This window comes from Paenibacillus algorifonticola (assembly GCF_000971975.1).
Taxonomy (GTDB): domain Bacteria; phylum Bacillota; class Bacilli; order Paenibacillales; family Paenibacillaceae; genus Pristimantibacillus; species Pristimantibacillus algorifonticola.
Window position 1 is genome coordinate 199,881 of sequence record NZ_LAQO01000011.1, and the last position, 26,856, is coordinate 226,736.

28 protein-coding genes are annotated in these 26,856 nt (G+C 48.7%); 27 read left to right on the forward strand and 1 reads right to left on the reverse strand.

The genetic code is table 11. The features are described 5' to 3' along the window. Nucleotides 1-12: 12 nt before the first annotated feature. Nucleotides 13-882, reverse strand: a complete 870-nt coding sequence (locus WH37_RS18425; protein ID WP_046232071.1) for a YitT family protein — start codon at nucleotides 880-882, stop codon at nucleotides 13-15. A gap of 387 nt (nucleotides 883-1,269) precedes the next feature. Here WH37_RS18425 and WH37_RS18430 point away from each other — a divergent pair, with 387 nt between their 5' ends. The 27 genes from WH37_RS18430 to WH37_RS18560 all read left to right on the forward strand — a co-directional run bounded on the left by WH37_RS18430 (nucleotide 1,270) and on the right by WH37_RS18560 (nucleotide 26,753). Beyond that, on the forward strand, nucleotides 1,270-1,605 hold the full coding sequence (locus WH37_RS18430; RefSeq protein ID WP_046232072.1) for a nucleotide pyrophosphohydrolase: 336 nt from the start codon (nucleotides 1,270-1,272) through the stop codon (nucleotides 1,603-1,605). A gap of 56 nt (nucleotides 1,606-1,661) precedes the next feature. After that, nucleotides 1,662-2,207, forward strand: coding sequence for a tetratricopeptide repeat protein (locus WH37_RS18435; RefSeq protein WP_046232073.1), 546 nt, complete (start codon nucleotides 1,662-1,664; stop codon nucleotides 2,205-2,207). A 49-nt stretch (nucleotides 2,208-2,256) separates the two neighbouring features. Further along, the gene (gene dapB / locus WH37_RS18440) at nucleotides 2,257-3,015 is read left to right on the forward strand and encodes a 4-hydroxy-tetrahydrodipicolinate reductase (RefSeq protein ID WP_046232125.1); all 759 of its coding nucleotides are present in this window, start codon (nucleotides 2,257-2,259) and stop codon (nucleotides 3,013-3,015) included. 40 nt (nucleotides 3,016-3,055) lie between these two features. After that, a complete protein-coding gene (mgsA, locus tag WH37_RS18445) occupies nucleotides 3,056-3,475 on the forward strand; it encodes a methylglyoxal synthase (RefSeq protein WP_046232074.1) in 420 nt (139 codons plus the stop codon). Further along, nucleotides 3,472-4,170, forward strand: coding sequence for a bacillithiol biosynthesis deacetylase BshB1 (bshB1, locus tag WH37_RS18450; RefSeq protein WP_046232075.1), 699 nt, complete (start codon nucleotides 3,472-3,474; stop codon nucleotides 4,168-4,170). Before mgsA ends, bshB1 begins: the two co-directional genes overlap by 4 nt. A gap of 87 nt (nucleotides 4,171-4,257) precedes the next feature. Next, the gene (gene bshA / locus WH37_RS18455; protein WP_046232076.1) at nucleotides 4,258-5,418 is read left to right on the forward strand and encodes an N-acetyl-alpha-D-glucosaminyl L-malate synthase BshA; all 1,161 of its coding nucleotides are present in this window, start codon (nucleotides 4,258-4,260) and stop codon (nucleotides 5,416-5,418) included. Nucleotides 5,419-5,437: 19 nt separating this feature from the next. Further along, complete coding sequence (locus WH37_RS18460; protein WP_046232077.1) at nucleotides 5,438-6,721, forward strand: CCA tRNA nucleotidyltransferase; 1,284 nt, start codon at nucleotides 5,438-5,440, stop codon at nucleotides 6,719-6,721. Then, nucleotides 6,711-7,691: a biotin--[acetyl-CoA-carboxylase] ligase gene (locus WH37_RS18465; RefSeq protein ID WP_046232078.1), complete on the forward strand. Its 981-nt coding sequence runs from the start codon at nucleotides 6,711-6,713 to the stop codon at nucleotides 7,689-7,691. The genes WH37_RS18460 and WH37_RS18465 overlap by 11 nt, the downstream gene beginning before the upstream one ends. A 275-nt stretch (nucleotides 7,692-7,966) precedes the next feature. Then, nucleotides 7,967-8,911: a 3-methyl-2-oxobutanoate hydroxymethyltransferase gene (gene panB, locus WH37_RS18470; RefSeq protein WP_046232079.1), complete on the forward strand. Its 945-nt coding sequence runs from the start codon at nucleotides 7,967-7,969 to the stop codon at nucleotides 8,909-8,911. After that, nucleotides 8,886-9,776 carry a pantoate--beta-alanine ligase gene (panC, locus tag WH37_RS18475; protein ID WP_046232080.1) on the forward strand — a complete coding sequence of 297 codons (891 nt, stop codon included), beginning with the start codon at nucleotides 8,886-8,888 and terminating at the stop codon, nucleotides 9,774-9,776. The genes panB and panC overlap by 26 nt, the downstream gene beginning before the upstream one ends. Beyond that, the gene (gene panD, locus WH37_RS18480; RefSeq protein WP_046232081.1) at nucleotides 9,769-10,152 is read left to right on the forward strand and encodes an aspartate 1-decarboxylase; all 384 of its coding nucleotides are present in this window, start codon (nucleotides 9,769-9,771) and stop codon (nucleotides 10,150-10,152) included. The genes panC and panD overlap by 8 nt, the downstream gene beginning before the upstream one ends. Nucleotides 10,153-10,265: 113 nt before the next feature. After that, complete coding sequence (locus WH37_RS18485) at nucleotides 10,266-11,003, forward strand: tetratricopeptide repeat protein (protein WP_052737056.1); 738 nt, start codon at nucleotides 10,266-10,268, stop codon at nucleotides 11,001-11,003. Nucleotides 11,004-11,021: 18 nt separating this feature from the next. Then, nucleotides 11,022-13,886, forward strand: a complete 2,865-nt coding sequence (gene dinG / locus WH37_RS18490; protein ID WP_046232082.1) for an ATP-dependent DNA helicase DinG — start codon at nucleotides 11,022-11,024, stop codon at nucleotides 13,884-13,886. Beyond that, entirely contained in the window at nucleotides 13,883-14,539 is a 657-nt protein-coding gene (locus WH37_RS18495; RefSeq protein WP_046232083.1) for a redox-sensing transcriptional repressor Rex, read from the forward strand. The genes dinG and WH37_RS18495 overlap by 4 nt, the downstream gene beginning before the upstream one ends. After that, a complete protein-coding gene (locus tag WH37_RS18500; protein WP_414811930.1) occupies nucleotides 14,520-15,821 on the forward strand; it encodes an amidohydrolase in 1,302 nt (433 codons plus the stop codon). The genes WH37_RS18495 and WH37_RS18500 overlap by 20 nt, the downstream gene beginning before the upstream one ends. Continuing rightward, nucleotides 15,821-16,348 (forward strand): hypothetical protein, encoded by a 528-nt coding sequence (locus WH37_RS18505; RefSeq protein ID WP_046232085.1) that lies wholly within the window; start codon nucleotides 15,821-15,823, stop codon nucleotides 16,346-16,348. The genes WH37_RS18500 and WH37_RS18505 overlap by 1 nt, the downstream gene beginning before the upstream one ends. Nucleotides 16,349-16,494: 146 nt before the next feature. After that, nucleotides 16,495-17,037: a hypothetical protein gene (locus WH37_RS18510; RefSeq protein ID WP_046232086.1), complete on the forward strand. Its 543-nt coding sequence runs from the start codon at nucleotides 16,495-16,497 to the stop codon at nucleotides 17,035-17,037. Further along, nucleotides 17,030-18,526 carry an AAA family ATPase gene (locus tag WH37_RS18515; protein ID WP_046232087.1) on the forward strand — a complete coding sequence of 499 codons (1,497 nt, stop codon included), beginning with the start codon at nucleotides 17,030-17,032 and terminating at the stop codon, nucleotides 18,524-18,526. Before WH37_RS18510 ends, WH37_RS18515 begins: the two co-directional genes overlap by 8 nt. A gap of 158 nt (nucleotides 18,527-18,684) precedes the next feature. Then, entirely contained in the window at nucleotides 18,685-19,557 is an 873-nt protein-coding gene (locus WH37_RS18520) for a 3-hydroxyacyl-CoA dehydrogenase family protein (protein ID WP_046232088.1), read from the forward strand. Then, nucleotides 19,557-20,780 (forward strand): acetate/propionate family kinase, encoded by a 1,224-nt coding sequence (locus tag WH37_RS18525; RefSeq protein WP_046232089.1) that lies wholly within the window; start codon nucleotides 19,557-19,559, stop codon nucleotides 20,778-20,780. The genes WH37_RS18520 and WH37_RS18525 overlap by 1 nt, the downstream gene beginning before the upstream one ends. A gap of 30 nt (nucleotides 20,781-20,810) precedes the next feature. Further along, the gene (locus tag WH37_RS18530) at nucleotides 20,811-21,500 is read left to right on the forward strand and encodes a DnaD domain-containing protein (protein WP_082110881.1); all 690 of its coding nucleotides are present in this window, start codon (nucleotides 20,811-20,813) and stop codon (nucleotides 21,498-21,500) included. Nucleotides 21,501-21,795: 295 nt separating this feature from the next. Next, nucleotides 21,796-22,671, forward strand: coding sequence for a sugar phosphate isomerase/epimerase family protein (locus tag WH37_RS18535; RefSeq protein ID WP_046232090.1), 876 nt, complete (start codon nucleotides 21,796-21,798; stop codon nucleotides 22,669-22,671). Between the two features lie 266 nt (nucleotides 22,672-22,937). Then, the gene (locus tag WH37_RS18540; RefSeq protein ID WP_052737057.1) at nucleotides 22,938-24,347 is read left to right on the forward strand and encodes a hypothetical protein; all 1,410 of its coding nucleotides are present in this window, start codon (nucleotides 22,938-22,940) and stop codon (nucleotides 24,345-24,347) included. A gap of 69 nt (nucleotides 24,348-24,416) precedes the next feature. After that, a complete protein-coding gene (locus WH37_RS18545) occupies nucleotides 24,417-24,647 on the forward strand; it encodes a hypothetical protein (RefSeq protein WP_046232092.1) in 231 nt (76 codons plus the stop codon). A gap of 176 nt (nucleotides 24,648-24,823) precedes the next feature. Further along, nucleotides 24,824-25,198 (forward strand): IS200/IS605 family transposase, encoded by a 375-nt coding sequence (gene tnpA / locus WH37_RS34820; RefSeq protein ID WP_231594276.1) that lies wholly within the window; start codon nucleotides 24,824-24,826, stop codon nucleotides 25,196-25,198. A gap of 16 nt (nucleotides 25,199-25,214) precedes the next feature. Continuing rightward, a protein-coding gene (locus tag WH37_RS18555; protein ID WP_197091382.1) for an IS3 family transposase occupies nucleotides 25,215-26,347 on the forward strand; the annotation gives its coding sequence in 2 pieces (ribosomal slippage) (nucleotides 25,215-25,461 and nucleotides 25,461-26,347; 1,134 coding nt in all). Then, a complete protein-coding gene (locus WH37_RS18560) occupies nucleotides 26,328-26,753 on the forward strand; it encodes an FtsX-like permease family protein (RefSeq protein WP_046232095.1) in 426 nt (141 codons plus the stop codon). Before WH37_RS18555 ends, WH37_RS18560 begins: the two co-directional genes overlap by 20 nt. Nucleotides 26,754-26,856 lie beyond the last annotated feature (103 nt).

The following is a 26,856-nucleotide window of genomic DNA, read 5'->3' on the forward strand; positions in this document are numbered from 1 at the left end:
TGGGAGCGGCTTTTATTCCTCGTTAAATCCTTCGCCCAGCACATCGTGGACATCATTAATGATGACGAAAGCACGGGGATCTTCGCTGCGCACGATCGCTTTGAGGCGGCGCAGCTCCTGCCGCTGAACGACGCAGTAAACGATTTCCTTTTGCTGACCGGAAAACGCGCCTTTTGCCGGCATCAGCGTCACGCCGCGTTCCATCTCAATCGTAATGCGCTGTGCCATCGAGGTACCCTTGTCTGTAATAATCGAGAAGGATTTGGCGGCATAAGCGCCGTCCTGAATGAAATCAATGAGCTTGGCGGCAACAAACACCGTTACGAGCGTATACAGCACTTTTTCGATTGGAATAAAAAAGAGCGATCCCCCGATAATGACAATATCGAGAATGAGAATAATTTGCCCCATGCTCAGCGTTTTGCGGCGTGAGACGATTCGGGCTATAATATCCACGCCTCCAGTCGTTCCACCGAAACGAAAGACGATGCCAAGCCCTGCGCCGAGCGTAACCCCCGCATACAAAGCAGCAAGTATGTAATCGGTTGAAGTGTGGAACGTAACGACCCAGCCTTTGGCAATAAGCTGCTCCATTACGGCTAGGAAGAAGGAAAGCGATACGATGCCAGCGAGTGTATAAAGCATTTCGGTACGGCCAAGCGTCCTCCATCCAAGCAGAAACAGCGGAATGTTGAGGACAAGCGTCGTAATGGACAGCGGCCATCCGGCTGCATAATTGAGCAGGACCGCTATGCCGGTTACACCGCCCTCCATGAGCATGTTCGGAATAAGGAAGTAATGCAGCCCAAAAGCATATATGGCTGTGCCTAGCAGAATAGGCAGAATAATTTGTAATTGCTTGGTCACTTTACGAAACATCATTAGAATTCCCCTTTTTTAAAATATAAGCATATAAGTTCCCTTTATAACGGGCTTATATTTCAGCGCGAAACGAAGCTTTGCCGGTCAAGGACGGCGATCGCCGTTTACGCTTGAATGATAAGCGTAAAGAAGCCATTATTTCACTTATTTGCTTCGGTGTCCACTGCTTGCGATTAATCTTTTACATGGGACAGCCGGAAAACGCCGATGACGATCGTATGGCGGTTTCCATTCTGTAGTATAGCGCAATTTTCATCGTTCAAAAACATTGTTTTCATCGTCTCTTTGCGTTAACATATGAATTATTGACAACAATTAGTTTTAGGCTTGTCTTCCAACTGCTATAGTTGTGGAAAACGATAGTCTTGAAAGAAGGGAATTTCACGTATGGCTCAAAAAACGTTGGCAGATATCCAGCAAGAAGTGGATGATTATATTTCTCAATTTAAAGAAGGCTATTTCAGTCCGCTGGCGCTGATGGCAAGAATGAGCGAGGAAGTCGGCGAGCTTGCGCGTGAGGTGAACCATTCCTACGGCGAGAAACGCAAAAAGGCGGATGAGGCCGACAACTCCATTGAAATGGAGCTTGGTGATATTTTATTTCTTTTATCCTGCTTTGCCAATTCGCTCGATATTGATTTAACGGAAGCACATAATAAAGTAATGGACAAATTCAATACACGGGATAAAGACCGCTGGACTTTAAAAAACGCTGAACAGTAATACCTGTTCTCACATATGCTGTACCATCAACCTGTGTACAAGGAGGATGGGCGGTAATGAACGGGGATGCTTGTATCAAAAAGGCGTATGCTTTCATTTTGACCAGCGATTTTGAACAGGCTATTGTCTGGTTTGAGCAAGCGATTGCCGCAGAGCCTGACAATGCCAGTTATTATCATAAGTGCGCTATTTCATGCGCGCGCAGCGGGAAATGGGCGAAAGCTTATGAACATGCCCGCCGGGCGCTGGAGCTAGTGGAGGATGAGCCGGAATATATTTATCATTTGCAGACGATTGAAGCAAGGCTGCAGCTTTCGTATGCGCAGCAGCTGCTGACACAAGAACCGCCGGCATTGGAAGAGGCGCTGCCGATGCTAAAGCAGGCGGCGGAGCTTGATCCGCTGTGCTTTGACGCTTTTTACTGGATCGCAATGACGTACGCTGAGCTTGGGCAACTGGTTGAAGCTGCTGTGTATGCGAGGGAAGCGATTCGGCTTGACCCGGGGCATTCAGCCGCCAGAAGGCTGTTTGCTGATGTGAGCCGCCGGCGGCGCTTGATGCGCTACCGGATCAACGGACAACATAGACGAAGGAACAGGTGATGGATAAGTGGATACAATTAAAGTAGCAGTAATCGGAGCAGGCGGTCTTATGGGCCGTGAAGTGGTAAAAATGGTGCTGGAGGATGAGGCGCTGGAGCTCGTATCCGCCGTCGCGCCTTCAGCAGGCGCTGTAGATGCAGGAAGCTTTGCGAATAAGCCGAATACCGGCGTCATCGCTTGCAAAACGATCGAAGAAGCGCTTAGCAGCGCAAAAGCCGATGTTATGGTAGACTTTACGGCTCCGCATGCAGCCTATGAACATACAAAAACAGCGATTGAATACGGCGTTCGTCCTATTATGGGAACGACGGGTTTTACACCTGAGCAAATTGAAGAGCTCAACGGGCGTTGTATCGAGAAGCAGCTTGGCGGGCTCATCGCGCCTAACTTTTCGATTGGCGCTATTCTGATGATGAAGTTTGCAGCACAGGCATCAAAATATTTGCCGCATGTTGAAATTATAGAATATCATGGCGACCACAAGCTCGATGCCCCCTCAGGCACATCAATTAAAACGGCAGAGCTCATTGCCGAGGCTCGTCAAGAGCTGCGTCAAGGCAATCCTAACGAGAAGGAAACGATTGAAGGAGCAAGAGGCGGTTATTACAATGGCTTCCGTATACATAGTGTGAGACTCCCAGGCGTCTTTGCTCAGCAGGAAGTTGTATTTGGCGGTTATGGCCAATCGCTCAAAATTCGTCATGACTCCTATGACCGTGCGGGCTATATGCCAGGCGTGAATGTAGCGATCAAGAAAGTGATGGATTACAGCGGATTAATATACGGTTTCGAACATTTGATGGATTAGTAGAAGGATCGAACTAGACAGCGGAAGAGGGGCCACACCTATGAAAATTGCATTCATCGCGCATGACCGAAAAAAAGAAGAGATCGTCAACTTTGTTATTGCCTATGAGAAGGTATTTGTTGGTCATGAGCTCTATTCAACGGGGACGACCGGTTCGAGAATTATGGAGCAAACGAACTTGAGCATCCACCGCTTCATGTCGGGACCGCTCGGCGGCGACCAGCAAATCGGCGCTCTTGTCGCCCAAAATGAAATGGATTTGATTATCTTTTTGCGTGACCCGCTTATGGCGCAGCCGCATGAGCCTGATATTATTGCGCTGCTTCGCCTTTGCGATGTGCAGGGTATTCCGGTTGCGACGAACGTAGCGACAGCCGAATTGCTTGTCAAGGCGCTGGAACGCGGGGATTTTGCCTGGAGAGAGCTTGTTCATAAGTACAAGCCTGAATTGCCGTTATGAGTGAGCGGTTAGATATTCTCGTATTTGGCGCACATGCAGATGATGCTGAAATCGGAATGGGCGGCACCATTGCCAAACATACGACGGCAGGCATGCTGGTAGGTATTTGTGACTTAACCGAAGCGGAAATGTCTTCGAATGGCACCGTAGAGCAGCGAAGGCGAGAAGCCGATGACGCTGCTGCGGTGCTTGGTCTTTATTCACGGACCAATTTGCAGCTGCCGGATCGCGGCCTTGAGCTTACCCGCAGCAACATCGACAGCATTGTGGCGGAAATCCGCCGCAGCCGCCCGCGCCTCGTGTTTGCGCCGTATTGGGTTGATCGGCATCCTGATCATATTGCATGCAGCAAGCTGGTCGAGGAAGCCGTATTTAATGCCAAGCTGCGAAAATATATGCCGGAGCTGCCGCCTGTCCAAGTGGAACAGCTGATTTATTACTACATAAATGACATGGAGCAGGTATCGCTCGTCGTAGACGTCAGTGAGCAATACGAAACGAAGCGCCAATCGCTGCTTGCTTACCGCTCGCAGTTTCAAGCGGTTTCCCAATTGGAAGACCGCGTTTCGACGCCGCTCACCGACCGCTATGTGGAACGGGTGGAAGCAAGAGATATGCTGCTCGGTCAAGCCCGCTCCTGGCAGTATGCGGAAGGGTTTGCTTTAAAACGGCCGCATGAGGTGAAATTATTTTAGAGGGCCAGGCAACAGTTTTGGAAGATATACAAACCATTAAGAATAGAATTGATTATAAAAGATAGAGACGGCAGGAGTGAGCAGGACATGGCACGTAAGTTGAAAATCGGGATAACCTGTTATCCTACGCTTGGCGGCTCTGGTGTCGTTGCAACTGAGCTCGGCAAGCTGCTTGCTGAGCGGGGACATGAAATTCATTTTATAACGCACAGCATTCCGTTCCGGCTAGGCCATTTTAATAAAAATATTTTTTTCCATGAAGTTGAAGTTAATGATTATTATGTGTTTCGTTATCCGCCTTATGATTTATCGCTGGCAAGCAAGATGGCACAGGTGGCCAAGATGGAGAAGCTGGATTTGCTTCATGTGCATTATGCGGTTCCTCACGCCGTCTGTGCCCACCTCGCCAAGCAGATGATTGGCGACGAGCTCAAGACGGTTACAACGCTGCACGGAACGGATATTACGGTGCTCGCACAGGATGAGTCGCTTAAGGATTTGATTAGGCTTGCCATTAACAAAAGTGATGCCGTAACGGCGGTTTCCCAAGATTTGATTCAGGAGACGAGAAAGCTGCTTGATATTACGAAGCCGATTGATCTCACTTATAATTTTGTTGACAAGCGCATTTATTATCCTCGGGATGTCGCTTCGCTGCGACTGGATTATGCCAGCCCGAATGAAAAAATATTAATGCATATTTCCAATTTCCGCCCTGTAAAGCGGGTATCTGACGTTATTGAAATTTTTCAGCAGGTTGCAAAAACAGTACCATCGAAGCTGTTGCTAGTTGGAGAAGGACCGGAATTATCGAAAATCCAGTGTAAAATCCGTGAAATGGGACTGGAGGAGCGCGTCGTATTTCTGGGCAAGCAGGAGGATGTGGCACAAATCATATCGCTTGCCGATGTGCTGCTTCTTCCTTCGGAAAAAGAAAGCTTCGGCCTTGTAGCGCTAGAGGCAATGGCTTGCGGCGTACCGACGATTGGCTCTACTGCAGGCGGTATTCCTGAGCTGGTGACGCATGGAGAAACGGGCTTCCTTAGCCCAATAGGCGATGTTAACAGCATGGCCGCCAATGCGATTCGTTTGCTCACAGACGAAAAACTGCATCAGCAATTTAAGGAAGCTTGCATTTTCCGCGCCTGCCATGATTTTTGTAATGATCGCATTACGGCTGAATATGAGGAAATTTATTATCGCGTGCTTGGCATGGAAGCTGAGCTTCCTGCGGTCGTTTGCGAATAAGAGGATAGAGGGTGAGAAGATGGAGCGCTGCACCTCGATTCCGGAAGCGATGCGAGAGGCGCTGCCCATTCTCGCAACCTTGAACGAGCACGGTCATGAAGCCGTGTTCGTTGGGGGCTGCGTGAGGGATACCGTTATGGGCCTCGCGCTTAAAGATGTAGATATTGCGACGTCGGCGACACCGGAGCAGGTAGTTGCCTTATTTGCGTATTGTATTCCAACCGGCCTGCAGCATGGGACGGTAACGGTGATGCAGGATAGAACCGGGTATGAGGTGACGACATATCGCAAGGAATCGGTATATGAGAAGCATCGCAGGCCGGAGAGCGTGGCTTTTATTTCGGAGCTGAAGGAGGATTTGCTGCGGCGGGATTTGACGATTAATGCGATGGCGATGCGCATAAACGGCGATTATTACGATCCTTATGGCGGTATGAGCGACATACAGTTGCAGCAGGTGCGCTGTGTAGGCGATGCGGAAGCGAGGTTTCAGGAGGATGCGCTTCGCATGCTGCGTGCTCTCCGCTTCGCTTCGCAGTTCAGCTTTCGCATCGTGTACCGGACTTGGCGGGCGCTGCTCAAGCATCGCGAGCTGCTGCGCTACGTAGCGATGGAGCGTGTGCAGGCCGAGCTTGATAAAATGATCGGCGGCCCCGCTCCGCATTATGCAGCATCGCTGCTTGCAGGAAGCGGCCTGCTCGCTTATACGCTTGAGCCTTTGCCGGCAGCTCGTGTCTTGCTTGCTGAAGCAGCTAAGGCGGAGCGTGTTCAGCTCGACTATTTGACCGCGCTAGATAGCGTGGACATTCGTTATGCCGCATTGCTGACGAGGCCAGGCGTTATGCCAGAGGAGGCAAAGGCAACGCTGCAGGCGCTGCGCATGTCAGGAAGCCGCAGCGGCATCATTATGGCGATCATATCCCTGCATCATGAGCTGATCGCAAACCGAAGCCTGACCGAAGAGAAGCTGCGTACAAGCTGGATTGAAGCAGTGCTGCGGTATGGACGGGAGGCAGCAGCAAGCTGGCTGCATATTGCAGAGGCAAATGGGCGGGAGCACCCTTTTTTAGCGGATTTACCGCGGATGAAGCATTGGCTGTCGCAAATGGATATTTCCTCGCTTAAGGAGCTGGCGATAAACGGCAATCAGCTTGCGGCCTATTGGGATCGCAAACCGGGGCCCTGGATGGGTGAGACGCTGAAACGGCTGCTGCTGCTTGTTGCGCTTGGAGAGCTGGCTAATTCGCAGGAACAGCTGCTGAAACAAGTTGACAGATGGAAGGAAGAGACGGATGAGCCATGAAAACCTGCTGCGTTTGTTTGCGGAACGTGAAGGCGAATATGTATCGGGCGAGCATATTAGCCGCGAGCTGAAAGTGAGCCGTACGGCAATATGGAAGCAAATACGCAAGCTGGAGTCACAAGGATATGAATTTGAAGCTTCACGCAGGCTCGGTTATCGTCTGCTTTCCATGCCGGACAAGCTCGATCTAGCCGCCTTGCTGACAGGACTTAAAACCAAAAGGTTTGGCCAAAAGCTGCAGGTGCTAGAATCGGTGGAATCGACGCAAAATATTGCGCAATCGCTAGCTGAAGCCGGAGCGGAGGAAGGTACGCTCGTTGTTGCTGAGCAGCAGCTGAGCGGGCGGGGCCGCATGGGCAGGGGCTGGATATCCCCTCTTGGCAAAGGCATATGGATGAGCATGGTCATGCGTCCGATGGTGCCGATTTATTTTGCGCCGCAGCTCACACTGCTCACGGCAGTAGCGCTTTGCCGCAGCCTTAAGCGTCTGACGAAGCTCGACATCGGCATCAAATGGCCCAATGACCTGCTTATCGATGGCAAGAAAATTAGCGGCATTTTGCTCGAATCCGCCGCAGAGGATGAGCGGCTGCGCTATGTAATTGCCGGAATCGGCATCAGCGTTAATTTGCAGCAGGCCGACTATCCAGAGGAGCTTTTGGAAAAAGCGACCTCCCTGCGTTTGGCAAGCGGCGAGAAGCAAGTTCGCGAAGCGATAATCGCAGATTTTTTGCTGGAGTGGGAGCAGCTGTATGAGCTTTATCAAAATGAAGGCTTTGCCCCGATTGTGACGCTTTGGGAGTCGCTTTCGCTTTCGCTTCACAAGCCAGCTACACTCATTACGCCGCAAGGTGTTGTTGAAGGCACGCCGAGGGGGCTTGATGCTAGCGGAGCGCTTATCGTAGAAAAGCCGGACGGCAGTCAGGCGCTTATTTTTTCTGCAGAAATGGGCGAGCCTCGGAGTAAGTAATATTTACGAATCGACATATTTTTGCTAGTATGGGGTTAACGGGCGGTATCTGAAAGGAGCTGCACTGTGCTAAACCTCATGCCAGCTTTGGCATGGATTTGCAAGAAGGATTTATTGGTAGTAAAGGCAGTCTGCTCTGAGCCGAAAGGACCGAGACAGAAGGAAGCAATAAAGTGGTATACGTTTCCTTTTTCGTTTGGGGACCTTTTTAGCGACGGCTAAAAGGTTTTTTTGTGTTTATCCTAAAACAGAATTGAAGAAGGGATGAGGCCAAGATGAGGAAACGTTTAACGATAACGAACTTGCAGCAAATGAAAGAGGAAAGCAATAAGCTTACCGTCATGACCGCTTACGATTATCCGTCGGCTATGCTTTCGGAGGAGGCTGGCGTCGATATTATTCTTGTAGGGGATTCGCTTGGCAATGTGGTGCTCGGTTACGATACGACGCTTCCGGTCACTTTAGACGATATGATTTATCATACGAAAGCGGTGGCACGCGGAGCGCGGAATACCTTCATCGTGACGGATATGCCCTTCATGACGTACGGCATTGGGCGTGAAGCAACGCTGCGCAATGCAGCCAGAATGATGCAGGAGGGCGGCGGCCAGTCGCTTAAGCTTGAGGGCGGCGTCGAAATTGCAGACGAAGTGGCAGCGCTTGTCAAAGCGGGCATTCCGGTGATGGGCCATATTGGCCTTAAGCCGCAATCGATCCACACGCATGGCGGTTTCAAGGTACAAGGAAAACATGAAGCGGAAGCTGAGCAAATGCTGCAGGATGCCAAGGCACTTGAACAGGCCGGCGCTTACGCCATTGTACTGGAGCTTGTAACGGAGACGATTGCGGATCGTATTAGCCGGGAGCTGTCGATTCCAACGATTGGGATCGGGGCTGGCCGCGGATGTAATGGACAGGTGCTTGTGTATCACGATATTTTGCAATATTCATCGCCTGTCATTAAGAAAAAAATGGTTAAAGTGTACGCGGACATCGGTTCGACGATACGCGATGCCATCGGAGCTTTTGTAAGTGAAGTCAAATCCGGAGAATTTCCAGCGGAGGAGCATGTGTTCGGTAAAAGATCTGAGGACGCTGTAGACAATCTCTATGGCGGCTCAGAGACCCGCGAGCACGCAAATGGTGTAAATGGTGCGGGTGAAAGCCGGCAGGCTGGAGAGGGGACTGAGCAGCGTGATTTTGTGCCGAACCATAGATGAGCTAAAAGAGCAGCAAACTAAGATGTGGAGCGGAGGCAGCAAGCCAAGAATCGGTTTTGTGCCAACGATGGGGTATTTGCATGAAGGACATGCCAGTTTAATGCGGCAGGCAGCAGCAGAAAATGATATCACTGTGCTGTCGATTTTCGTCAACCCGCTGCAATTTGGGCCGAACGAGGATTTTGAAACGTATCCGCGCAATGAGCAGCGCGATCTGTCCATCGCTGCTGAAAACGGCGTTGATCTAGTGTTTATGCCATCAGTCAGCGAAATGTATCCGCGCAAGGTGCTGACGAAAGTGCTCGTCAGTGATGTAACAGACCGCCTATGCGGCGCATCGCGTCCGGGTCATTTTGACGGCGTTGGAACGGTCGTCAGCAAGCTGTTTCATCTGGTACAGCCAGACCGGGCATACTTTGGCATGAAGGATGCCCAGCAAGTCGCGGTCATTCAGCAAATGACCGATGATCTGAATTTTCCGGTAACGATCGTGCCGTGCCCGATTGTGCGGGAGCCGGATGGCCTTGCTCTAAGCTCGCGCAATGTATATTTGAATGCGGAGCAGCGGGCACAGGCCGTCGTCTTGTCTTCGTCGCTTGCGAAGGCACGGGAATGGATGAAAGACGCCTCGTTAACGCCAGCAGCGCTTGTGAACAAAGTGCGAGCTGCGATTAGCGAAGCGCCGCTTGCTAACATCGATTATGTCGAAGTGCTCGAATATCCAGCGCTTGCGACACCTGAAGCTGAGGCACCGTTTCATAGGACCCAGCAGCGTTATATTTTGGCTTTAGCTGTAAAATTCGGAGCGACCCGTTTAATTGATAATGAGCTGTTTGAACCTGTGGAGGTGAATGGCAATGTTTAGAACGATGATGAAATCAAAGCTGCACCGCGCGACGGTAACGGAGGCAAACCTCAATTACGTCGGCAGCATTACCATTGATGAGGATTTAATGGATGCGGCGGATCTTTGGGCCAATGAAAAAGTACAGATTGTCAACAATAATAATGGTGCCCGTTTAGAAACGTACGTTATAAAAGGGGAAAGAGGCTCTGGCGTTATTTGCCTGAACGGCGCAGCTGCCCGCCTCGTACAGCCGGGAGATACGGTCATCATTATTTCTTATGCATCGATGACCGAGGAAGAGGCTAGAAATTACAAGCCGCGCGTCGTTATTTTGGATGGGGCGAACCGTCCAGTGTCGCAATTGATTGAAGAAATTCATGCGACGATTTTGTAAGCAGGCTGTAGTCAGTTCCTCCTTTATGTAAAGGCTGGTTCCAAGTATGAAAAGCACCCGCTTAACAAAGAATGAGGTTATCACTCCTCAATTCTTTGGTGAAGGCGGGATGCATGATGTTCCAGCATATGTTTGCGACGATGAACGAAATGCTCGACAACATTATTGATTCCTACCCTCTGGCGGCGGAGGAACAGAAGCAATATTATGACGAGCAGCTTTACGCTTTAAAGCAGATTAGCGATTCGTTAATTGAGCAGTGGATTGATTTTGAAGAAAAATTTGCCGGTTTTACAGAGGTTGAAGCTGAGCAATCAAGTGCTTCACTGCTTACAGCAGCAGTGGAGTATGAAGGCCAAGCAACAGCGGCTGTGCAGCCTTTGCCACCGCAGCAAGCAGAAAAGCCATTCGTTTCGCAGCAGCCTATAGCCGGCATGACTGTGGAGCAAGCGGAGCTCATATCCAAAGGTCAAGGTTATTATCAATTATTTATGTTTTCCCATGCTGCAAAGCAGTTCCAGCTTGCTGTAAACCACCTGCCGGAATGCAATTTGGCAAGGCTGTTTTTGGCTATGACGAACATGCATCTGCAAAATTGGAGTGAGGCGCAGCGTCATTTTCAACTGTTAATTGGACTTACGGACTATCCGAAATGGCTCGCTTTAAGCTATAATGCCCTTGGGTGCATTCAAGCGGTTCATTTAAACTTGGAGCAGGCAGAGCAATTTTTCCTTAAAGCCTATGAGCTGGACCCAAGCTTTAAGGATCCGCTGAATAATTTGCAGAGCTGCCGGGAACGTCCGCAGCAGTTGTCATTATTGTTCGGCAGCACGGAGCTATGCTGCTTGTGAGAGGATCGGATTTATTTTATGAAATATGCAGTGCTTGATTTGGAAACGACCGGACACAGCGCCTCTGATGATATTTTACAGGTGGGGCTGGTCCTCCTTGATGATGATCTTGAAGTTATTCATACGTATAATTCGTTTGTAAAGCCGACAATTGCAATACCGCCGTTTATTACGCAGCTTACCGGCATTGACGAGGCGATGGTGGCGGATGCGCCGGAGCTGTCTGACGTGCTGATGGACATGATTCCGCTGCTTGATGATGCGGTGCTTGTGGCGCATAATGTCAATTTTGACGCTGGATTTTTGAATCAGGCGCTCGATCGCAGCGGTTATCATACGTTTGCCGGACGCAGGCTCGATACGATTGAGCTGCTGCGCATTCTTTTTCCATCGATTACGTCTTACCAGCTGGGTGCTGTTTCTGAGCTGTTCGGCATTACGCATGAGCATCATCATCGCGCTGATAGCGATGCGATGGCGACCGCCGTTATATTCGCCAAATCTGTACAAAAGCTTCGGAGCTTGCCGCTGCTGACTTTGCAGCGGTTATCTTCGCTTGTAGACAATGGCAGCGATTTAAGCTGGTTCATTACGCTGACGCTTAAGCAAGTGGAACAGAACATAGTAATGGGTGTTCCAGACTATGATTTTTTCAACCAGTTTGCATTGAAGGCAAGAGAATGGACAGAGGAAAAGCCCGCGCGCAGCGAAGAGGGAGCCTCGCCTTTGCAGGATATGTCATTTGAGCAATATTTGGATGAAATCAAGCAGCGCTTTATTGAACAATTTCCTAATTATGAAGAACGCGAAGCGCAGACGACGATGTTCCATGAAGTGTTTGACTCGCTTGACAGCAAACGCCATTTGCTCATTGAAGCGGGAACGGGTACAGGAAAGTCTCTGGGCTATTTAATTCCCGCGCTCTATTATGGTATCCGTCAGGATGAGAAGATAGTCGTCAGTACGCATACCATTAATTTGCAAGAGCAGCTCAGGCACCGCGATGTACCGCTGCTTAAGCAGATTTTGCCGATAGAATTCCGGGCTTCCATATTCAAGGGAAGAGGGAATTATTTGTGCCTGCGCAAGTTTGAAAGTAAAATAAATACGAGGGATATGATGTCCCCCGTTGACGATGCGATTACGGCCTCGCAAATGGTCGTTTGGCTTGGCGAGACGGAAACAGGCGATCAGGAGGAACTGAATTTCAGCAACAAGGGGACGGATTTCTGGTCTACCGTTGCCAGTGATGCAGATTCCTGTCTGAACCGGGCTTGTCCTTGGTTTAAACGTTGTTATTACCATCGTGCGAAGCATGAAGCCAATATTGCGGATGTGTGCATTACGAATCACTCCATGCTGTTTACAGACATTCAGGCGGATCATCGGCTGCTGCCGACTTACAGCCATTTGATTGTCGATGAAGCGCATCATGTGGAGGAAGTAGCAAGCAAGCATTTGGGCATGCAGCTCGGCTACTATTCGATAACGAATGCGATTACGCGGATGTTTAAGGACAGCCGTTCCGGCCTGCTGCCATCCCTGCGCATACATCTTCAGCAGGAAAGCGATGAGCGGGTTCAAGGCTGGCTTGAAACGATAGATACGATTATCCCGACATTCACGGAAGTGAAAGAGCATTGGGAAAAGCTGTTTGAGATGCTGTACAGCTTCGTTCAAGCATCTCCTGATGCGACGGGTGAAAACAATCAATCCGTTTATCGTTTGCGAGGCGATAGCCTCCCGGAAGGCTGGTCCGAAGTGCTCGCCGAGGAGACGAATATTCATACGGAGCTCATTCGGGTGCTGAAGACAGCAGAGAAAATGTCCGAGGAGATTAAAGATCGCATCGATGAGCTGGCGGTACAGGCGCTTGTAACGGACTTGAATGGCGCTTTGCGCGATTTGACTAGAGTCAAGGATGATCTGCGTAGCTTCATGAAAGTGGATCAGACGACGGACGTATTCTGGCTGGAAGCCAATATGACCTACAAGCATCGTTCGCTGCATCTTTATGCGGTGCCCATTGATGTGAGCAGCCAGCTTCAGCAGTATTTATTCGATGTGAAGGACAGCATTGTTTTAACGTCGGCCACTCTTTCCGTGCAAAAATCATTCCAGTTCGCTGAAGAGCAGCTTGGACTTGGCGGTTTTGAAGAAGCGGGCAGGCTGCGTACCGTGCAGCTGGCATCGCCGTTTAATTACCGGGAGCAGGCGCTCGTTATCATTCCGCGCAACTTCCCTGTACTTAAAGGCTCAGCGGGTGAACCTGCATTTATTTCGATGCTTGTCTCATCATTGGCAGATGCGGTGCAGCAAACCAATGGCAGAATGCTAGTGCTGTTTACCTCTTACCGAATGCTCAAGCAGGTATACGATCCGCTTAAGGCGGCGCTTGCGGCCACCAGCATTCAAGTGCTGGGCCAAGGCATCGACAGCGGCAATCGTACGAAGCTGACGCGGCGGTTTTTGCAGCAGCCAGAGTCTGTTCTGCTTGGTACTAGCAGCTTTTGGGAGGGCGTTGACATCCCAGGCGAAGCATTAACCTGCCTTGCTATCGTTAGATTGCCGTTCCAACCGCCAAATCATCCGCTGCTGGAGGCCAAGTCGGAATTGCTGCAGCGCCAAAAGCAAAATCCATTTATGAAGCTGTCGATCCCGCAAGCGGTTATTCGCTTCAAGCAGGGATTTGGCAGGCTCGTGCGAACGGCGAAGGATAAAGGCATTGTCATTATTTATGATACGCGGGTTATTGAAACGTATTATGGCAAGCATTTTCTGTATTCCTTGCCTGGTCCGAAAATTGAGCATATGCATATCGAGCAAATTGTACCGAGAATGAAAGAATGGCTTGGTGCCGAGAAGGAGGAGGAGAACGGGTGAAGCAGACGAAAATATCGGAGGCCGTCGTAAGACGCCTCCCCATTTACCTGCAAGTGCTGAACGAGCTGAACAACCGGGAGGTGCAAACCGTTTCGTCCCAGGAGCTTGGCGTCAAGCTGGATTTAAATCCGGCGCAAATCCGCAAGGACTTGGCGTATTTCGGCGATTTTGGCCGCAAGGGCATTGGCTATGATGTGACGTATTTAATTGAAAAAATTCGCCAAATACTCAAGCTTGATCAGACAATTAATGTGGCGCTTGTCGGTGCGGGTAATTTAGGCCATGCGCTGTGCAATTATAATAAATACTCCAAAGACAATATGAAAATCATTGCGGTGTTTGATGTGCATCCATCTAAAATCGGCTCGCAAATTAATAATTTGACCGTTATGCCGATGGATATGCTGAAACAAACGGTTGAGGAAAACAATATCCGAATCGGCATTATAACCGTTCCAGGTTTTGAAGCGCAAAACGTTGCTAATCAATTTATTGATGCGGGCATCGAGGGCTTGCTTAATTTTGCCCCGGCGATATTGAAGGTACCAGAGGAAATTCGCATTCATCATGCTGATTTTACGAAAGAGCTGCTAAGTCTGGCGTATTACTTGGAGAGGGAAAGGGATGACGAAAATGAGCCAAATTTGGATTGAAAATGGACGTTTTGTAACGATGGAGGATGGCGAGCATGTGCTGCAAGGGCATATGGTTGTAACCGATGATCGCATTACATATATCGGAGCTGAAGCTCCAACTGGGCTGCAAGCCGATGTGCAAAAGCTGGACGGCAGCAAGCTTGCTTTTATGCCGGGCCTAGTAAACACGCACGGGCATGCAGCAATGAGTTTGCTGCGCGGCTATTCCGATGATCAGAACCTGCAAGTATGGCTGGAGCAAAAAATGTGGCCTATGGAAGGCAAATACATCGATATTGATACTCGTGCGGGCAGCGCGCTTGCCGTCGTAGAAATGCTGAAATCCGGTACGACAGCTTTCGTGGATATGTATGACCGCATGGACCAGCTGGCTGAAGTCGTGGAACAGGCAGGCATTCGCGGCTGTCTGACGCGCGGCGTCATCGGCCTGTGTCCAGAGGATGTGCAGCAAGCGAAGCTGGCGGAAGCGATTGCTTTCGCACGCGATTGGAACGGCAAGGCCGATGGCCGCATTACGACGATGATTTCGCCGCATGCGCCTTATACATGCCCGCCAGATTATATTGAGAAATTTGTGCAGGCAGCTCATGATTATGATTTGCCGCTGCATACGCATATGTCAGAATCGATTGCCGAAGTAGAGCAAAACGTTCGCGATTATGGCGTTCGTCCCGTTCAACATCTCGACAATTTAGGTTTCTTCTCGCGCCCGGCACTCGTGGCTCATGCGGTACATTTAAATGACGATGAAATTGCGCTGCTGGCTGACCGCAAAGTAGCTGTATCTCATAACCCGGTCAGCAACCTCAAGCTGGCAAGCGGCATTGCACGCGTTCCAGATTTGCTTCGCGCAGGCGTAACTGTATCGTTAGGTACGGACAGCGCGGCGAGCAATAACAATCTCGATTTGTTCAAGGAAATCAAATTTGCGGCTCTGCTGCATAAAGGTGTTTCCGGAGATCCGACGGTTGTACCAGCTATTGAAGCTTTGCGCATGGGAACCGTATACGGCGCTCGCTCCATATGGCAGGAGGATTCCATTGGCCGTCTGCGTGTGGGCATGAAGGCTGACTTCATCGCCATCGATATTGAACAGCCGCATTTTTATCCACAGACGGATATTGTGTCCCATTTGGTGTATTCCGGCTCCGGTCGCGACGTCAAGCATGTATGGGTAGACGGGCGCCAGGTTGTACGGGATGGCGAATGCACACTGCTCGATGAAGAGAAAATTCGTCATGATGCTGAGGCGAGCTTCGAGAGGCTGTTGAAGGCATAATGCGGGCGAGAACGAGAAAGCCGTTTTGGACGGTAAAACGGTCTGTTTTTATTTCAGTTATTTTCGTTATCGCATTGATGACCGTTACGATTATTTATTACCGTGCTGTCCATAAGGATTTATGGGCTGAGGAAGCGCCGATCAAGGCGCATGCTGTAGAAGCTGCACAGTTGACGGAAGTTACGGGCATGACGAAGCAGGTGTGGGATGGCATTTCCTGGGTCGTAAAAGGAAATACCGCTGATGAACAAGAGGTGTACGTATTTCTGACGACAGCGGAAGCTCCTGTGCTGACGGTGAAAGCCACTGAGCATATTACAGAAGAGCAGGCGGAATCTGCTTTACTGAGCAGCGAGCCCGATGCGGATATTAAAAGAATACAGCCAGGTCTGCTAAACGGCGAGCCGGTATGGGAAATTTTTTATAGCCGCAAGGACACGATTACAAAATATTATTATGCTTATTATTCGTTCCGCGATGGAACGTTCGTGAAGAAATATAGTTTAGTAGGTGACAAGGCGTCCTAGCTGTAACGGATGCCTTAGCTGTAACAGTTGGAATTGCTGGCTATTATTACACCCCCTTATTCAAAAGGCGATGTGATATACTTTCGTGTATCGGAATTGATATACGAGTGGTATATCACCGTCATTTTGAGAGGGGGATTTTTACGATGTTCAAACTCAGGATTATGCCGATTTTGCTAACAGCTGCTGCGTCCGCCCTCGTTTTGTTTGGAGGTTGGCTTATTTATCATCAGGTTGCGTTCGCAGCTCCGCTTGCCAAGGCGGTTGATCAAATAGAAGGCATTGCTTCATCCGAAACACCTATTATGGATACGGACCGTATTACTTTCCCGCTGACGCTTACAGCCGGAGCGGATTTAAAGCATGTATATGAAACGATAGTCAAGCAAAGCAAATCTGTCGCCCAGAGCCGCGACATTCAGCTCGATATTGCGAATACAGGCTCGAATGCCAAGCTGGATCAGCTATGGTCATCGTCTTTATTCAAAGTGGCTGAAGCGATGGAGCATAAAAACTATTCCGCTATTCCCGAGACGCTTAAAGCTTTGGCGGATGAACATTCAGGTGTGGAGGCCATTACCGATATCGATGACAGTAATATCTATATTACGCTGAAAGATGGTACAGCTACGAAGTATATCGTGCTTCCGCGCGTAGCCGCGCAGCTGGAGGTGTCCAGTTATGCGTAAATACGGCATCGAAATAGCAATTGGCTTTATTCCGGTTTTGATTGTGTTTCTTTTATTTGTGAATGTGAATTTAATGCCTTTTGTGCTGCTTGCAATCATCGCAGCTGCTGTCGTTTATTTAGCGACCGGCAGAGGAAAGCTCGCGCATGCTTCAGGATCGAAGCGGAGAAAGGTCTCGGACAGCATGCCTTTTTCCTTTGAGCAAATCGGCGGACAGGAGCGGGCGAAGCAGGAGCTGATCGAGGCGCTCGATTTTCTCGTCCGGCATGAAGAATTAAGCAAGCTGGGTATTCGTCCCTTGAAGGGGATTTTGCTGACGGGGCCGCCGGGAACCGGGAAGACGCTAATGGCGAAGGCAGCAGCGCAATATACCGACTCGATTTATTTGGCAGCCTCCGGCAGTGAGTTTGTTGAGATGTACGTCGGAGTAGGGGCGGGCCGGATTCGCGATTTGTTCAAGGAAGCCCGCACGAAAGCGAAGAAGGCAGGCAAGGAAAGCGCCGTGATTTTCATCGATGAAATCGAGGTAATCGGCGGCAAGCGCGATGGCGGGCAGCATCGGGAATATGATCAAACGCTCAATCAGCTGCTCACGGAAATGGATGGCATTCATGCTGATACAGCGCCGCGGCTGCTCATTATTGCGGCAACGAACCGTAAGGAAATGCTTGACAGCGCCCTGCTTAGGCCCGGACGGTTCGACCGCCATATTGGCGTAGAGCTGCCGGACAAGAAAGCGCGCTATCAAATATTGAATATCCATGCGGCCAACAAGCCACTTGCCGATACGGTGGAGCTGGAGAAGGTCGCTGCCGAGTCGTTCGGCTTCTCAGGTGCGCAGCTTGAGAGTGTCATGAACGAAGGCGCGATATATGCGATGCGGGAGCAAAGCGAGGTCATTGAGGAGCAGCATCTGGCTATGGCCATTGACAAGGTCATGATGGGCGAGAAGACGGATCGCGAGGCGACGAAGGAGGAGCGCGAGCGTGTGGCGCTGCATGAGCTCGGCCATGCGATTTCAGCAGAGCTGCTCCGCCCTGGCAGCGTGTCTCAGGTTGCCTTGTCCCCGCGCGGTCAGGCGCTAGGCTACGTTCGTCATAATCCGGAGCAGGACCGGTATTTGTACACAAGGGATTTTCTAAATGGGCAAATTATGATTGCGCTTGGTGGAGCGGCGGCTGAGGAAATCTTCTACGGCAATCGCAGCACAGGGTCGCGCGGCGACTTTGACCAGGCGATGAACATTGTTCGGACACTTGTCGAATCGGGCTTAACGGAGCTCGGCATTATTCATCCCGAAATGATGACGCCTGATGCATGGGCGAAAATCAATCGCTCCATCCTTGACGAATTAATGGGCAAGACGATAGCGATGCTGTCGACGAAGCGTCAAGTTTTTCTGGACGCACTTGATGTCCTTATTCGTGAAGAAACGCTCAGCGGCGTTGAATTTCGTGAATTGCTTAAGAAGTTGTCACATAGCGCATAATAATTCAGCATGAATAATCCTCAATTTATTACAATTTGAAGGCGGACGACATGTCTGTCTTCTTTTTTTTCAGAAAACCGTTATAATAAACATTGAACATAACTATAAAGAGAATGTTTCTCATTTACATTGTGTAGGGAAACGACAAGGAGAGAATCATGTCTATCAAAAAAGTTGGCGTAGTTGGCGCAGGAACAATGGGCCAGGGCATTGCCGAAATGTTGGCCTCGAAAGGGCTGGACGTTCATTTAATCGAGATTTCGGAAGAAAGATTGACATATGGCCAACAAATGATTGAGCTTAGCCTGGACAAACAGATCGAGAAATGGGCTTTGACACAGGCCGAGAAGAAATTGATTATGAATCGTATTCATATGACCGTGTCTTATGATGCACTGGCTGAATGCGAGCTGGTTATTGAGACGATTACAGAGGATTTGGAAAGCAAGAAGGCTGTCATTAGCCAAATAGACGACATTTGCGGTGCTGATGTTATTTTGGCGAGCAATACTTCCACACTCAGCTTAACGGAGCTGGCTAGTGCATCTGCACATCCGGAACGGGTTATCGGGCTTCATTTCATCTATCCGGTATTGAAAATCGATTTGGTGGAAATTGTTCGTGGTCTTAAAACGAGCGAAGATACTTTTGCGAGCACCAAACATTTCGTTGAAGAAATTATTCATAAAAAAGGCGTCATGGTATTTGAATCACCAGGATTCGTAACATCCCGCCTTATTTGCCTGTTCATAAATGAAGCTCTGCATGTATTGGAGGAAGGCGTCGCTTCTGCGGAAGACATCGACAGCGCGATGCGTATCGGCTATTCCTTTCAGCACGGTCCTTTCGAGATGGCAGACCGCTTCGGTCTCGATTCGGTGCTTGCTGCACTTGACCGGATGTTCCGTGAATATGGCGAGCTCAAATACCGCCCTTCCATCGTCTTGAAAAAAATGGTGCGTGCTGGTCAACTGGGTGCTAAAACTGGCGTTGGCTTTTTCAAATATGACAAGGATGGGGATCGGATCTAATGAAAGTACTCGTTATTAATGCAGGAAGCTCTTCTCTGAAATATCAGCTTTACGACATGCGCGATGAATCGGTGCTGGCAAGCGGCCGAGTTGAGCGGATCGGCATGGATTCCTCCATCGTGACGCATGAACCGGCAGACAAGCCGGAAGTGCGCGATGTGAGCGAAATTTTGGACCATGTGACGGCAGTTAAAAAGGTTATTGACATGCTGACTCATGCCGAATATGGCGCAGTCGCGACAATGGATGAAATTCAAGCGGTCGGCCACCGCGTTGTACATGGCGGAGAAGTATTCAACAGCTCCACGCTTGTTACACCTGAAGTTAAGCTTGAAATTCGCCGCTTGTTTGATCTGGCGCCGCTGCATAATCCAGCCCATATGATGGGGATTACGGCGGTTGAAGCGAATATGCCGGGCGTTCCACAGGCTGTTGTATTCGATACAGCGTTCCACCAGTCGATGCCGAATACTTCTTATCTATACCCGATCCCACAGGTGCTGTACCGTCGCCACAAGGTACGCCGCTACGGCTTCCACGGTACATCGCACCAATATGTGAGCCAGCAAGGCGCAGAGCTGCTTGGAAAGCCACTGAAGTCGCTTAAAATGGTTACGGCGCATATTGGTAACGGCGCGAGCTGTACGGCGATTTTGGACGGCAAATCATTTGATACGAGCATGGGCATGACGCCGCTTGAAGGTTTAATGATGGGTACGCGCAGCGGCGACCTTGACCCGGCGATCGTTCCTTTTGTTATGAATAAAGAAGAGCTGACGCTTAACGAAGTTAATTCCATGCTGAATAAGCATAGCGGCATGCTGGCGATTTCTGGCATCAGCAGCGACATGCGCGAAGTAACGGAAGCAATGGAGGAAGGCGACCGCAATGCGAAGCTTGCTTTTGATATGTACACGTATCGCGTTCGTAAATATATTGGTGCTTATGCGGCTGCGATGAACGGCATTGACGTACTGCTGTTTACGGCCGGCGTTGGCGAAAACTCTTCGGCGCTGCGCAAAGCGGTATGCGACGGCATTACCTTCCTTGGCATAGAGCTGGATGAAGAGAAAAATGCAAAGCGCAGCAAGGAAGCGCGGGTTATTTCCACAGAAGCTTCGCGTGTGAAGGTACTGGTTGTTCCTACGAATGAAGAGCTATTGATTGCTCGCGATACGTATACGCTGGTACAAGCACAGGCTGCAGGAGAAACAAACGTTTAAAGCAGGTTTTCATGGAAAGGCGGGCAAGCAGTGAGCAATGATGACATCTGGAAAGCTTACTCGCGCGGTATGGCGGCTGTAATGGAGGAGGGCGGTGTGCATATATCCGCCCTGCTGCTGCGTTCTTATCGGCAGCTTGGGCTGACGGATAGCGAGCTGCTGCTGCTGCTGCAGCTTATGGCATTTCGTGATGCGGAGGGAAATGGCTTCCCGACGCCAGACGAGCTGGCGGAGCGTATGGACGCAAGCGAGCGCAGCATTGTCGAGCAGCTGGGAAAGCTGATGAAAGAAGGCTTCCTAGCGATTGACGAGCACCTGGACTCTCATACAGGCATCCAATCCGAGCAATATAACTGGAGCGGCTGGCTGCTTAAGGCAGCGGAATGGGCAGCTCTGGAAAAACGCGAGTCGAAAAAAGCGGAGAAGGCGCAGCGCCAGCCGGTGCAGCGCACAGCAAATCCGGTCAATTTGTTTAATATTTTTGAGCAGGAGTTTGGCAGACTGCTGTCGCCAATCGAATGCGAGACCATTAGCGGGTGGATGGATGAGGATAAATATGCAGAAGAGCTTATTCGCTTTGCGCTTAAGGAAGCGGTATTTGCTGGGAAGCTAAGCTTCCGCTACATTGACCGCATCTTAATTGAGTGGAGCCGCAATCGTGTGACGAACGAGGATGAAGCCCGCGCCCATGCACAGCGTTTTCGCGGCGGCAGGGGATAGGTGCAGGGCGAGCCTAGTTATTTTAGTCAGTGAGTCAATGAGTAGTATTACGGTTTAATTATAGCAACGGCCGTCATCCTTTAAAGGGTGGCGGCTGTTTTTTTGGTTTTTCGGTTGCTTGCTATAAGTGTTCCAGCAGGCTTTCAGCACGATATGTTCAAGTGGAATCCGGATTGTAAAAGCAGCCTCGGTGCGCTGGATGTGTGCGACTGCATCCTTTTTTATTAAACGGTAGGAACAACGACAGTGGAAAGCGAATTTAAGGGGGAGCTTAATTAAAGGAGTTGTGTAAAGCATGCAGCTTACAAATAAAATTGGAGTAATCGTCGATAGCTTCGGCGTCGGCGTAAGCGAAGGCCTGCGTTTGGCAAAGGATGTTGGAGCGGAGGGCGTGCAAATATATGCAGTAGATGGAGAGATGGACCCTGCTGTACTGATAGGAACCAAGCGCAAGCAGCTCAAGGAGGAAATTGCTCAGCTTGGTCTTGAAATATCGGCGTTATGCGGCGATTTAGGTGGACATGGATTTCAAGATAAACGGGCCAATCCGTTAAAAATCGAAAAATCCAAACGCATTCTGGATTTAGCGGTTGAGCTGGGAACGAACATTGTCACGACCCATATTGGCATTGTACCGGACGATCCGAACAGCGAAGTATACGCGTCCATGCAGCAGGCCTGCGAGGAACTGGCGAATTATGCAACTAGTCAACAGGCGTATTTCGCGATTGAGACAGGCCCGGAAACAGCGGCGCATTTGAAGGCATTCCTGGATACGCTAGGATCGCGTGGCGTTTCGGTTAATTTTGATCCGGCGAATATGGTCATGGTCACTGGGGATGATCCTGTGAATGGGCTGTACATCCTGAGGGATTATGTTGTGCATACGCATGTGAAGGATGGCGTGCGCCACCGAATCGTGGACCCCCGGCAAGTGTATGGAGCGCTAGGCTATGAAAAAATGGACCATAGGCAAATCGCACAAATGGCATCCAAAGGCCCGGATTTTTCGGAGCTGCCGCTTGGCGAGGGCGGCGTAGATTTTGATGCTTATTTTAAGATGATTCAAGCGATCGGGTATAAGGGCTATTTGACGATTGAGCGAGAGGTCGGCATTCAGCCGGAGGTCGATATCAGCAAAGCTGTCGAGTTTATTAAATGCTACCGCTAACGATCTGCAATTAAGTGTGCAAAGCAATTAAAGTATTTTCTTAGTGCTTAGATAAATCTCAGTAACTTATTTAAGAACTACATGCTCGCAGGAGCGTTCTTATTTATTGAACTAACGGGCAGTAGGGGTTGTGGTATAACACTACCCAACCATAAGGCCCGATATACTAAAAATAGTTTATAGTCTAGCCAATAGTCGGCTATTAGTCCATGCCTGAAATAAACGACTCACGTACACTGAACAATCTTATTAGGGAGGTGCCGTTGTTGAGTTGTCCGGTTAGAAAAAAACGGTGTAAAAAGAAAACAGTAATTGTGTGCCATCCAAAAGAAAAAAAAAAGAAACGTCGTCTTCAAGTTATTAGAAAAAAAGTTATAAAAAAAGCAGTACGGGTGTGTCCCCCGCTAGAAGGACAGCAATTACTTCAAGGACTGGCAGGAGCAATTGCAGAAGCTGGACCTGAAGGACTTGTAGGAGCACTTGGACCCCAAGGACTTGCAGGACTGGCAGGAGCAATTGGGGCAATTGGACCCCAAGGAATTGCGGGTGCAATTGGACCCCAAGGAGTAGCAGAACTACTTGTAGGTGCAATTGGCGCACTTGGACCCGAAGGACTTGCAGGACTTGCGGGAGCAATTGGCGCTGCTGGACCAGCAGGACCAAAGGGAGAAACGGGTCCAATAGGACCTACAGGACCTACAGGGCCTACAGGACCTACAGGACCTACAGGATCTACAGGGCCTCAAGGAGAAGCAGGACCAGCAGGATCGCAATCAATCAATCGCATTTATGTAGCCAATTTCAACAGTAACGATGTCTCTGTGATTGATGGCGCAACCAATGCAGTGATCGCTACCATTCCAGTTGGGGTTAATCCAGCGGGAGTTGATGTCGATCGATTAACGGGACGTATTTATGTAGCAAACAGAGCCAGCGACAACGTATCCGTTATTGATGGAGAAAGTAACACTGTGATTGCTACTGTACCAGCTGGGGATGAAGCAGGGGATGTAGGGGTCAATATAGCTACTAATGCTATTTATACGGCAAATTTTAATTCATTGGACTTAACTGAAGATGTTACGGTAATTAGCGGATTGACCAATACAGTTATAGATACCATTATTATTCCGGGTCTCAATTTATCAACTGGGATAGGTGCCAATCCATCAACTAACCTGATTTATGTAGCCAATTTTAATTTTGATACCGTTTCTGTAATTGATGGAGAAACCAATACATTGATTACTACTATTCCAGTGCAAGTTAATCCATTCAGAATTGGGGTAAATCCAGATACTAACCGTATTTATGTTTCAAATTTCACCAGTAACACTGTCTCTGTAATCAATGGATTAACCAATACAGTGATTGCTACTGTTCCTGTTGGGACTACTCCAGCCGAAGTAGGCGTTAATACATTTACGAATGCTATCTACGTAGCAAATCGAGATACTGATAATGTTTCTGTGATTGATGGACTAACCAATACATTGATTGCTACCATTCCGGTCGGAACTAATCCAAATGGAGTAGGGGTCAATCCATTAACCAGTCGTATTTATGTGTCAAACCAGGATGATAATACCGTTTCAGTGATCGATGGAGACACTAATACAGTGATTGCTACCGTTCCGGTTGGAGCTCGCCCATTCGCAGTTGGGGTATATCCGTAGAGCCCCTTTGACAACGGATAATGTAGGTATTAAAACTTGGTCATGATCTTACATGGAGAGGTGATTCATATGATAGAAGTTCAAAAGACAGAAGAGTTAATTGAGCAGTTGTCAAACATGAACAAAGAGAATTCTTTATGCCAAGTCTTACTTCCCGGTAAGGGGACATTCAAGATTGTACTGCAGGAGGAAGACGATCGTTCCTCCACTTCATCAGAAACTCAATCAATGACGAATGAAACGGAGAATAAAGGGCGAGTCATGTCGGTATCTGAATTAAGAAGGAATCCATTCCTCTAAGGAATCGAATTTTAACCGTTAGTTGTCAGAATTCCCCCATCTTCTAAAAGTGGGGGATGAATGGCAACAGTCTGATCAACATTGACTGTTATAAATTAAGATACCATTATAGAATATTCAGTCGTATTTTATAAAAGGTTATGAAATCAGTGAAATTAGACTAAAATAACCATTCAGTGTTCTTGCCCCATTATCACTTGATTCTAGTAATCAAGTATCGCAGGAAGGTAATTACTGCTGAAATATCTGAACGTCTAAAAGAGATATTCGAATACATTCAGCCGAATTACAACATCTCTTTGCAGGAATGGAAACATGACAGAGATCATGTTCACATCCTCATGAAAACTCATCCGAATACGGATATTTCCAAGTTTTTGAATGCTTATAAGAGTGCATCCTCTAGGCTTATCAAGAAGGAATTCCCAATCATCCGAAAATCGCTTTGGAAAGAGTATTTTTGGTCACGCTCTTATTGCTTGCTTACTGGATCGGCTACACTTAGTTGGACAATAAAAATGAGGGCTTGTAGAATAAACCTATCATGCTAAGGAGCGGATCTCTACAATGCCAAAACAACGACGTACGTTTACAGCAGAGTTTAAGAAACAAATGGTGCTATTATATGAAAACGGAAAATCCAGAGCGGATCTGGTTGAGGAATATGGCCTCACTGCCTCGGCTTTGGATCGCTGGATCAAGCAAGTCAAGACCACGGGTTCCTTCAAGGAGAAGGACAACCGTTCGTCAGAAGAAAATGAGCTGATTGCTTTACGAAAAGAAAACGAACGTTTAAAAATGGAGAACGACATTTTAAAGCAAGCCGCGCTGATCATGGGACGAAAGTAGCTATCATCCAGAATAACCGTGATAAATACTCGGTATCAGCAATGTGCAACGTCCTGCAAATCGCAAAAAGTACATTCTACTATGAAGCCAAGGATCAAAAGACAGCGGATGAACTAACCGTAGCGATTGTCGAAATATTCTACAAGAATCGTAAAGCTTACGGCACACACAAGATCAAAGCCAAGCTCCATGAACAAGGAATCGCCGTCTCCAGACGTCGTATTGGGCGAATCATGAAAGAGCAGGGGCTGGTCTCCACCTACACGATCGCTCCGTATAATCCCCGTAAAACGTCTTGTAATGAAGCGACGACAGCGAATGTTCTGAATCGTGAGTTCGAGCAGACGGAAGCCAAGCGCTTCGTTGTGAGTGATCTGACGTATGTGAAGGTCCAAAACAAGTGGCATTACATTTGCGTGCTGATTGACTTGTTCAATCGAGAAATCGTCGGTCATAGTGTGGGCCCAAACAAGGATGCGGCTCTGGTTTCCCGCGCCTTTGCTACCGTAGAGGGCGATCTCCGTCACATTCAGTGGTTCCATACGGATCGAGGCAGTGAATTTAAAAATGAAAAAATGGACGAGCTTCTGAAGACCTTTGAAATCGGCCGTTCGCTCAGCATGAAGGGTTGCCCCTATGACAATGCGGTGGCTGAAGCCACCTATAAAGTCATGAAAACGGAGTTCATCAACCAGATGAGCTTCCAAAGCCTTCATCATCTGGAACTGGAACTATACGATTACGTCAACTGGTTTAACAAGCATCGAATTCACGGAACCTTGGGATACCTGACACCTATTCAATATCGCCTTACAGCCCTTAAAAAAGCTGTTGTCGTCATTACGTGTTAGTGATGTTGAGCAAGATTCTGCCAAGCAACTGAATCGGGAATACAGTATTGATAATTTGAGAATTGAGTATAATAATGAGTTGCTAAAGCTGTATGGCCAAAGCACGTATGAAGGGGTGAATAAAAGCTTCATACTGGCTTACGCTGCTGTCATCGCGATTATTATAATTTGCACCATAGCGGTTATTTATAATATATTCCATATTTCTGTGCTAGAGCGGATTTCACAATTTGGTATTCTACGGTGCATTGGAGCTACGCCTTCTCAAATTCGCAAAATTGTGTTTAAAGAAGCGATGCTTTTGAGCTTGATCGGTATTCCAATTGGTATCTTCACAGGAACCATTTTTATGAAGCTCTTGTTTTACAACATCAGCTTTTTAGAGTTAGGTTTTTTAATGATATGAAGATGGTCATTTCCTTGCCGATTTTATTCTCAGCTGGTTTATTAGGGTTGCTGAGCGTCTATCTTTCCGCCATTGGACCAGCAAGACAGGCATCTCGAGTATC

What these genes read in the sequence shown, in the direction of transcription:
- panB (WP_046232079.1), top strand. Translation starts at nt 7,967, where the DNA reads ATGAGGAAACGTTTAACGATAACGAACTTGCAGCAAATGAAAGAGGAA.
- WH37_RS18425 (WP_046232071.1), bottom strand. Translation starts at nt 882, where the DNA reads ATGATGTTTCGTAAAGTGACCAAGCAATTACAAATTATTCTGCCTATT.
- WH37_RS18510 (WP_046232086.1), top strand. Translation starts at nt 16,495, where the DNA reads ATGTTCAAACTCAGGATTATGCCGATTTTGCTAACAGCTGCTGCGTCC.
- bshB1 (WP_046232075.1), top strand. Translation starts at nt 3,472, where the DNA reads ATGAGTGAGCGGTTAGATATTCTCGTATTTGGCGCACATGCAGATGAT.
- WH37_RS18505 (WP_046232085.1), top strand. Translation starts at nt 15,821, where the DNA reads ATGCGGGCGAGAACGAGAAAGCCGTTTTGGACGGTAAAACGGTCTGTT.
- WH37_RS18535 (WP_046232090.1), top strand. Translation starts at nt 21,796, where the DNA reads ATGCAGCTTACAAATAAAATTGGAGTAATCGTCGATAGCTTCGGCGTC.
- WH37_RS18465 (WP_046232078.1), top strand. Translation starts at nt 6,711, where the DNA reads ATGAGCCATGAAAACCTGCTGCGTTTGTTTGCGGAACGTGAAGGCGAA.
- bshA (WP_046232076.1), top strand. Translation starts at nt 4,258, where the DNA reads ATGGCACGTAAGTTGAAAATCGGGATAACCTGTTATCCTACGCTTGGC.
- WH37_RS18515 (WP_046232087.1), top strand. Translation starts at nt 17,030, where the DNA reads ATGCGTAAATACGGCATCGAAATAGCAATTGGCTTTATTCCGGTTTTG.
- WH37_RS18545 (WP_046232092.1), top strand. Translation starts at nt 24,417, where the DNA reads ATGATAGAAGTTCAAAAGACAGAAGAGTTAATTGAGCAGTTGTCAAAC.
- mgsA (WP_046232074.1), top strand. Translation starts at nt 3,056, where the DNA reads ATGAAAATTGCATTCATCGCGCATGACCGAAAAAAAGAAGAGATCGTC.
- WH37_RS18485 (WP_052737056.1), top strand. Translation starts at nt 10,266, where the DNA reads ATGATGTTCCAGCATATGTTTGCGACGATGAACGAAATGCTCGACAAC.
- WH37_RS18430 (WP_046232072.1), top strand. Translation starts at nt 1,270, where the DNA reads ATGGCTCAAAAAACGTTGGCAGATATCCAGCAAGAAGTGGATGATTAT.
- WH37_RS18460 (WP_046232077.1), top strand. Translation starts at nt 5,438, where the DNA reads ATGGAGCGCTGCACCTCGATTCCGGAAGCGATGCGAGAGGCGCTGCCC.
- WH37_RS18520 (WP_046232088.1), top strand. Translation starts at nt 18,685, where the DNA reads ATGTCTATCAAAAAAGTTGGCGTAGTTGGCGCAGGAACAATGGGCCAG.
- panD (WP_046232081.1), top strand. Translation starts at nt 9,769, where the DNA reads ATGTTTAGAACGATGATGAAATCAAAGCTGCACCGCGCGACGGTAACG.
- WH37_RS18525 (WP_046232089.1), top strand. Translation starts at nt 19,557, where the DNA reads ATGAAAGTACTCGTTATTAATGCAGGAAGCTCTTCTCTGAAATATCAG.
- WH37_RS18435 (WP_046232073.1), top strand. Translation starts at nt 1,662, where the DNA reads ATGAACGGGGATGCTTGTATCAAAAAGGCGTATGCTTTCATTTTGACC.
- WH37_RS18500 (WP_414811930.1), top strand. Translation starts at nt 14,520, where the DNA reads ATGAGCCAAATTTGGATTGAAAATGGACGTTTTGTAACGATGGAGGAT.
- dinG (WP_046232082.1), top strand. Translation starts at nt 11,022, where the DNA reads ATGAAATATGCAGTGCTTGATTTGGAAACGACCGGACACAGCGCCTCT.
- dapB (WP_046232125.1), top strand. Translation starts at nt 2,257, where the DNA reads ATGGGCCGTGAAGTGGTAAAAATGGTGCTGGAGGATGAGGCGCTGGAG.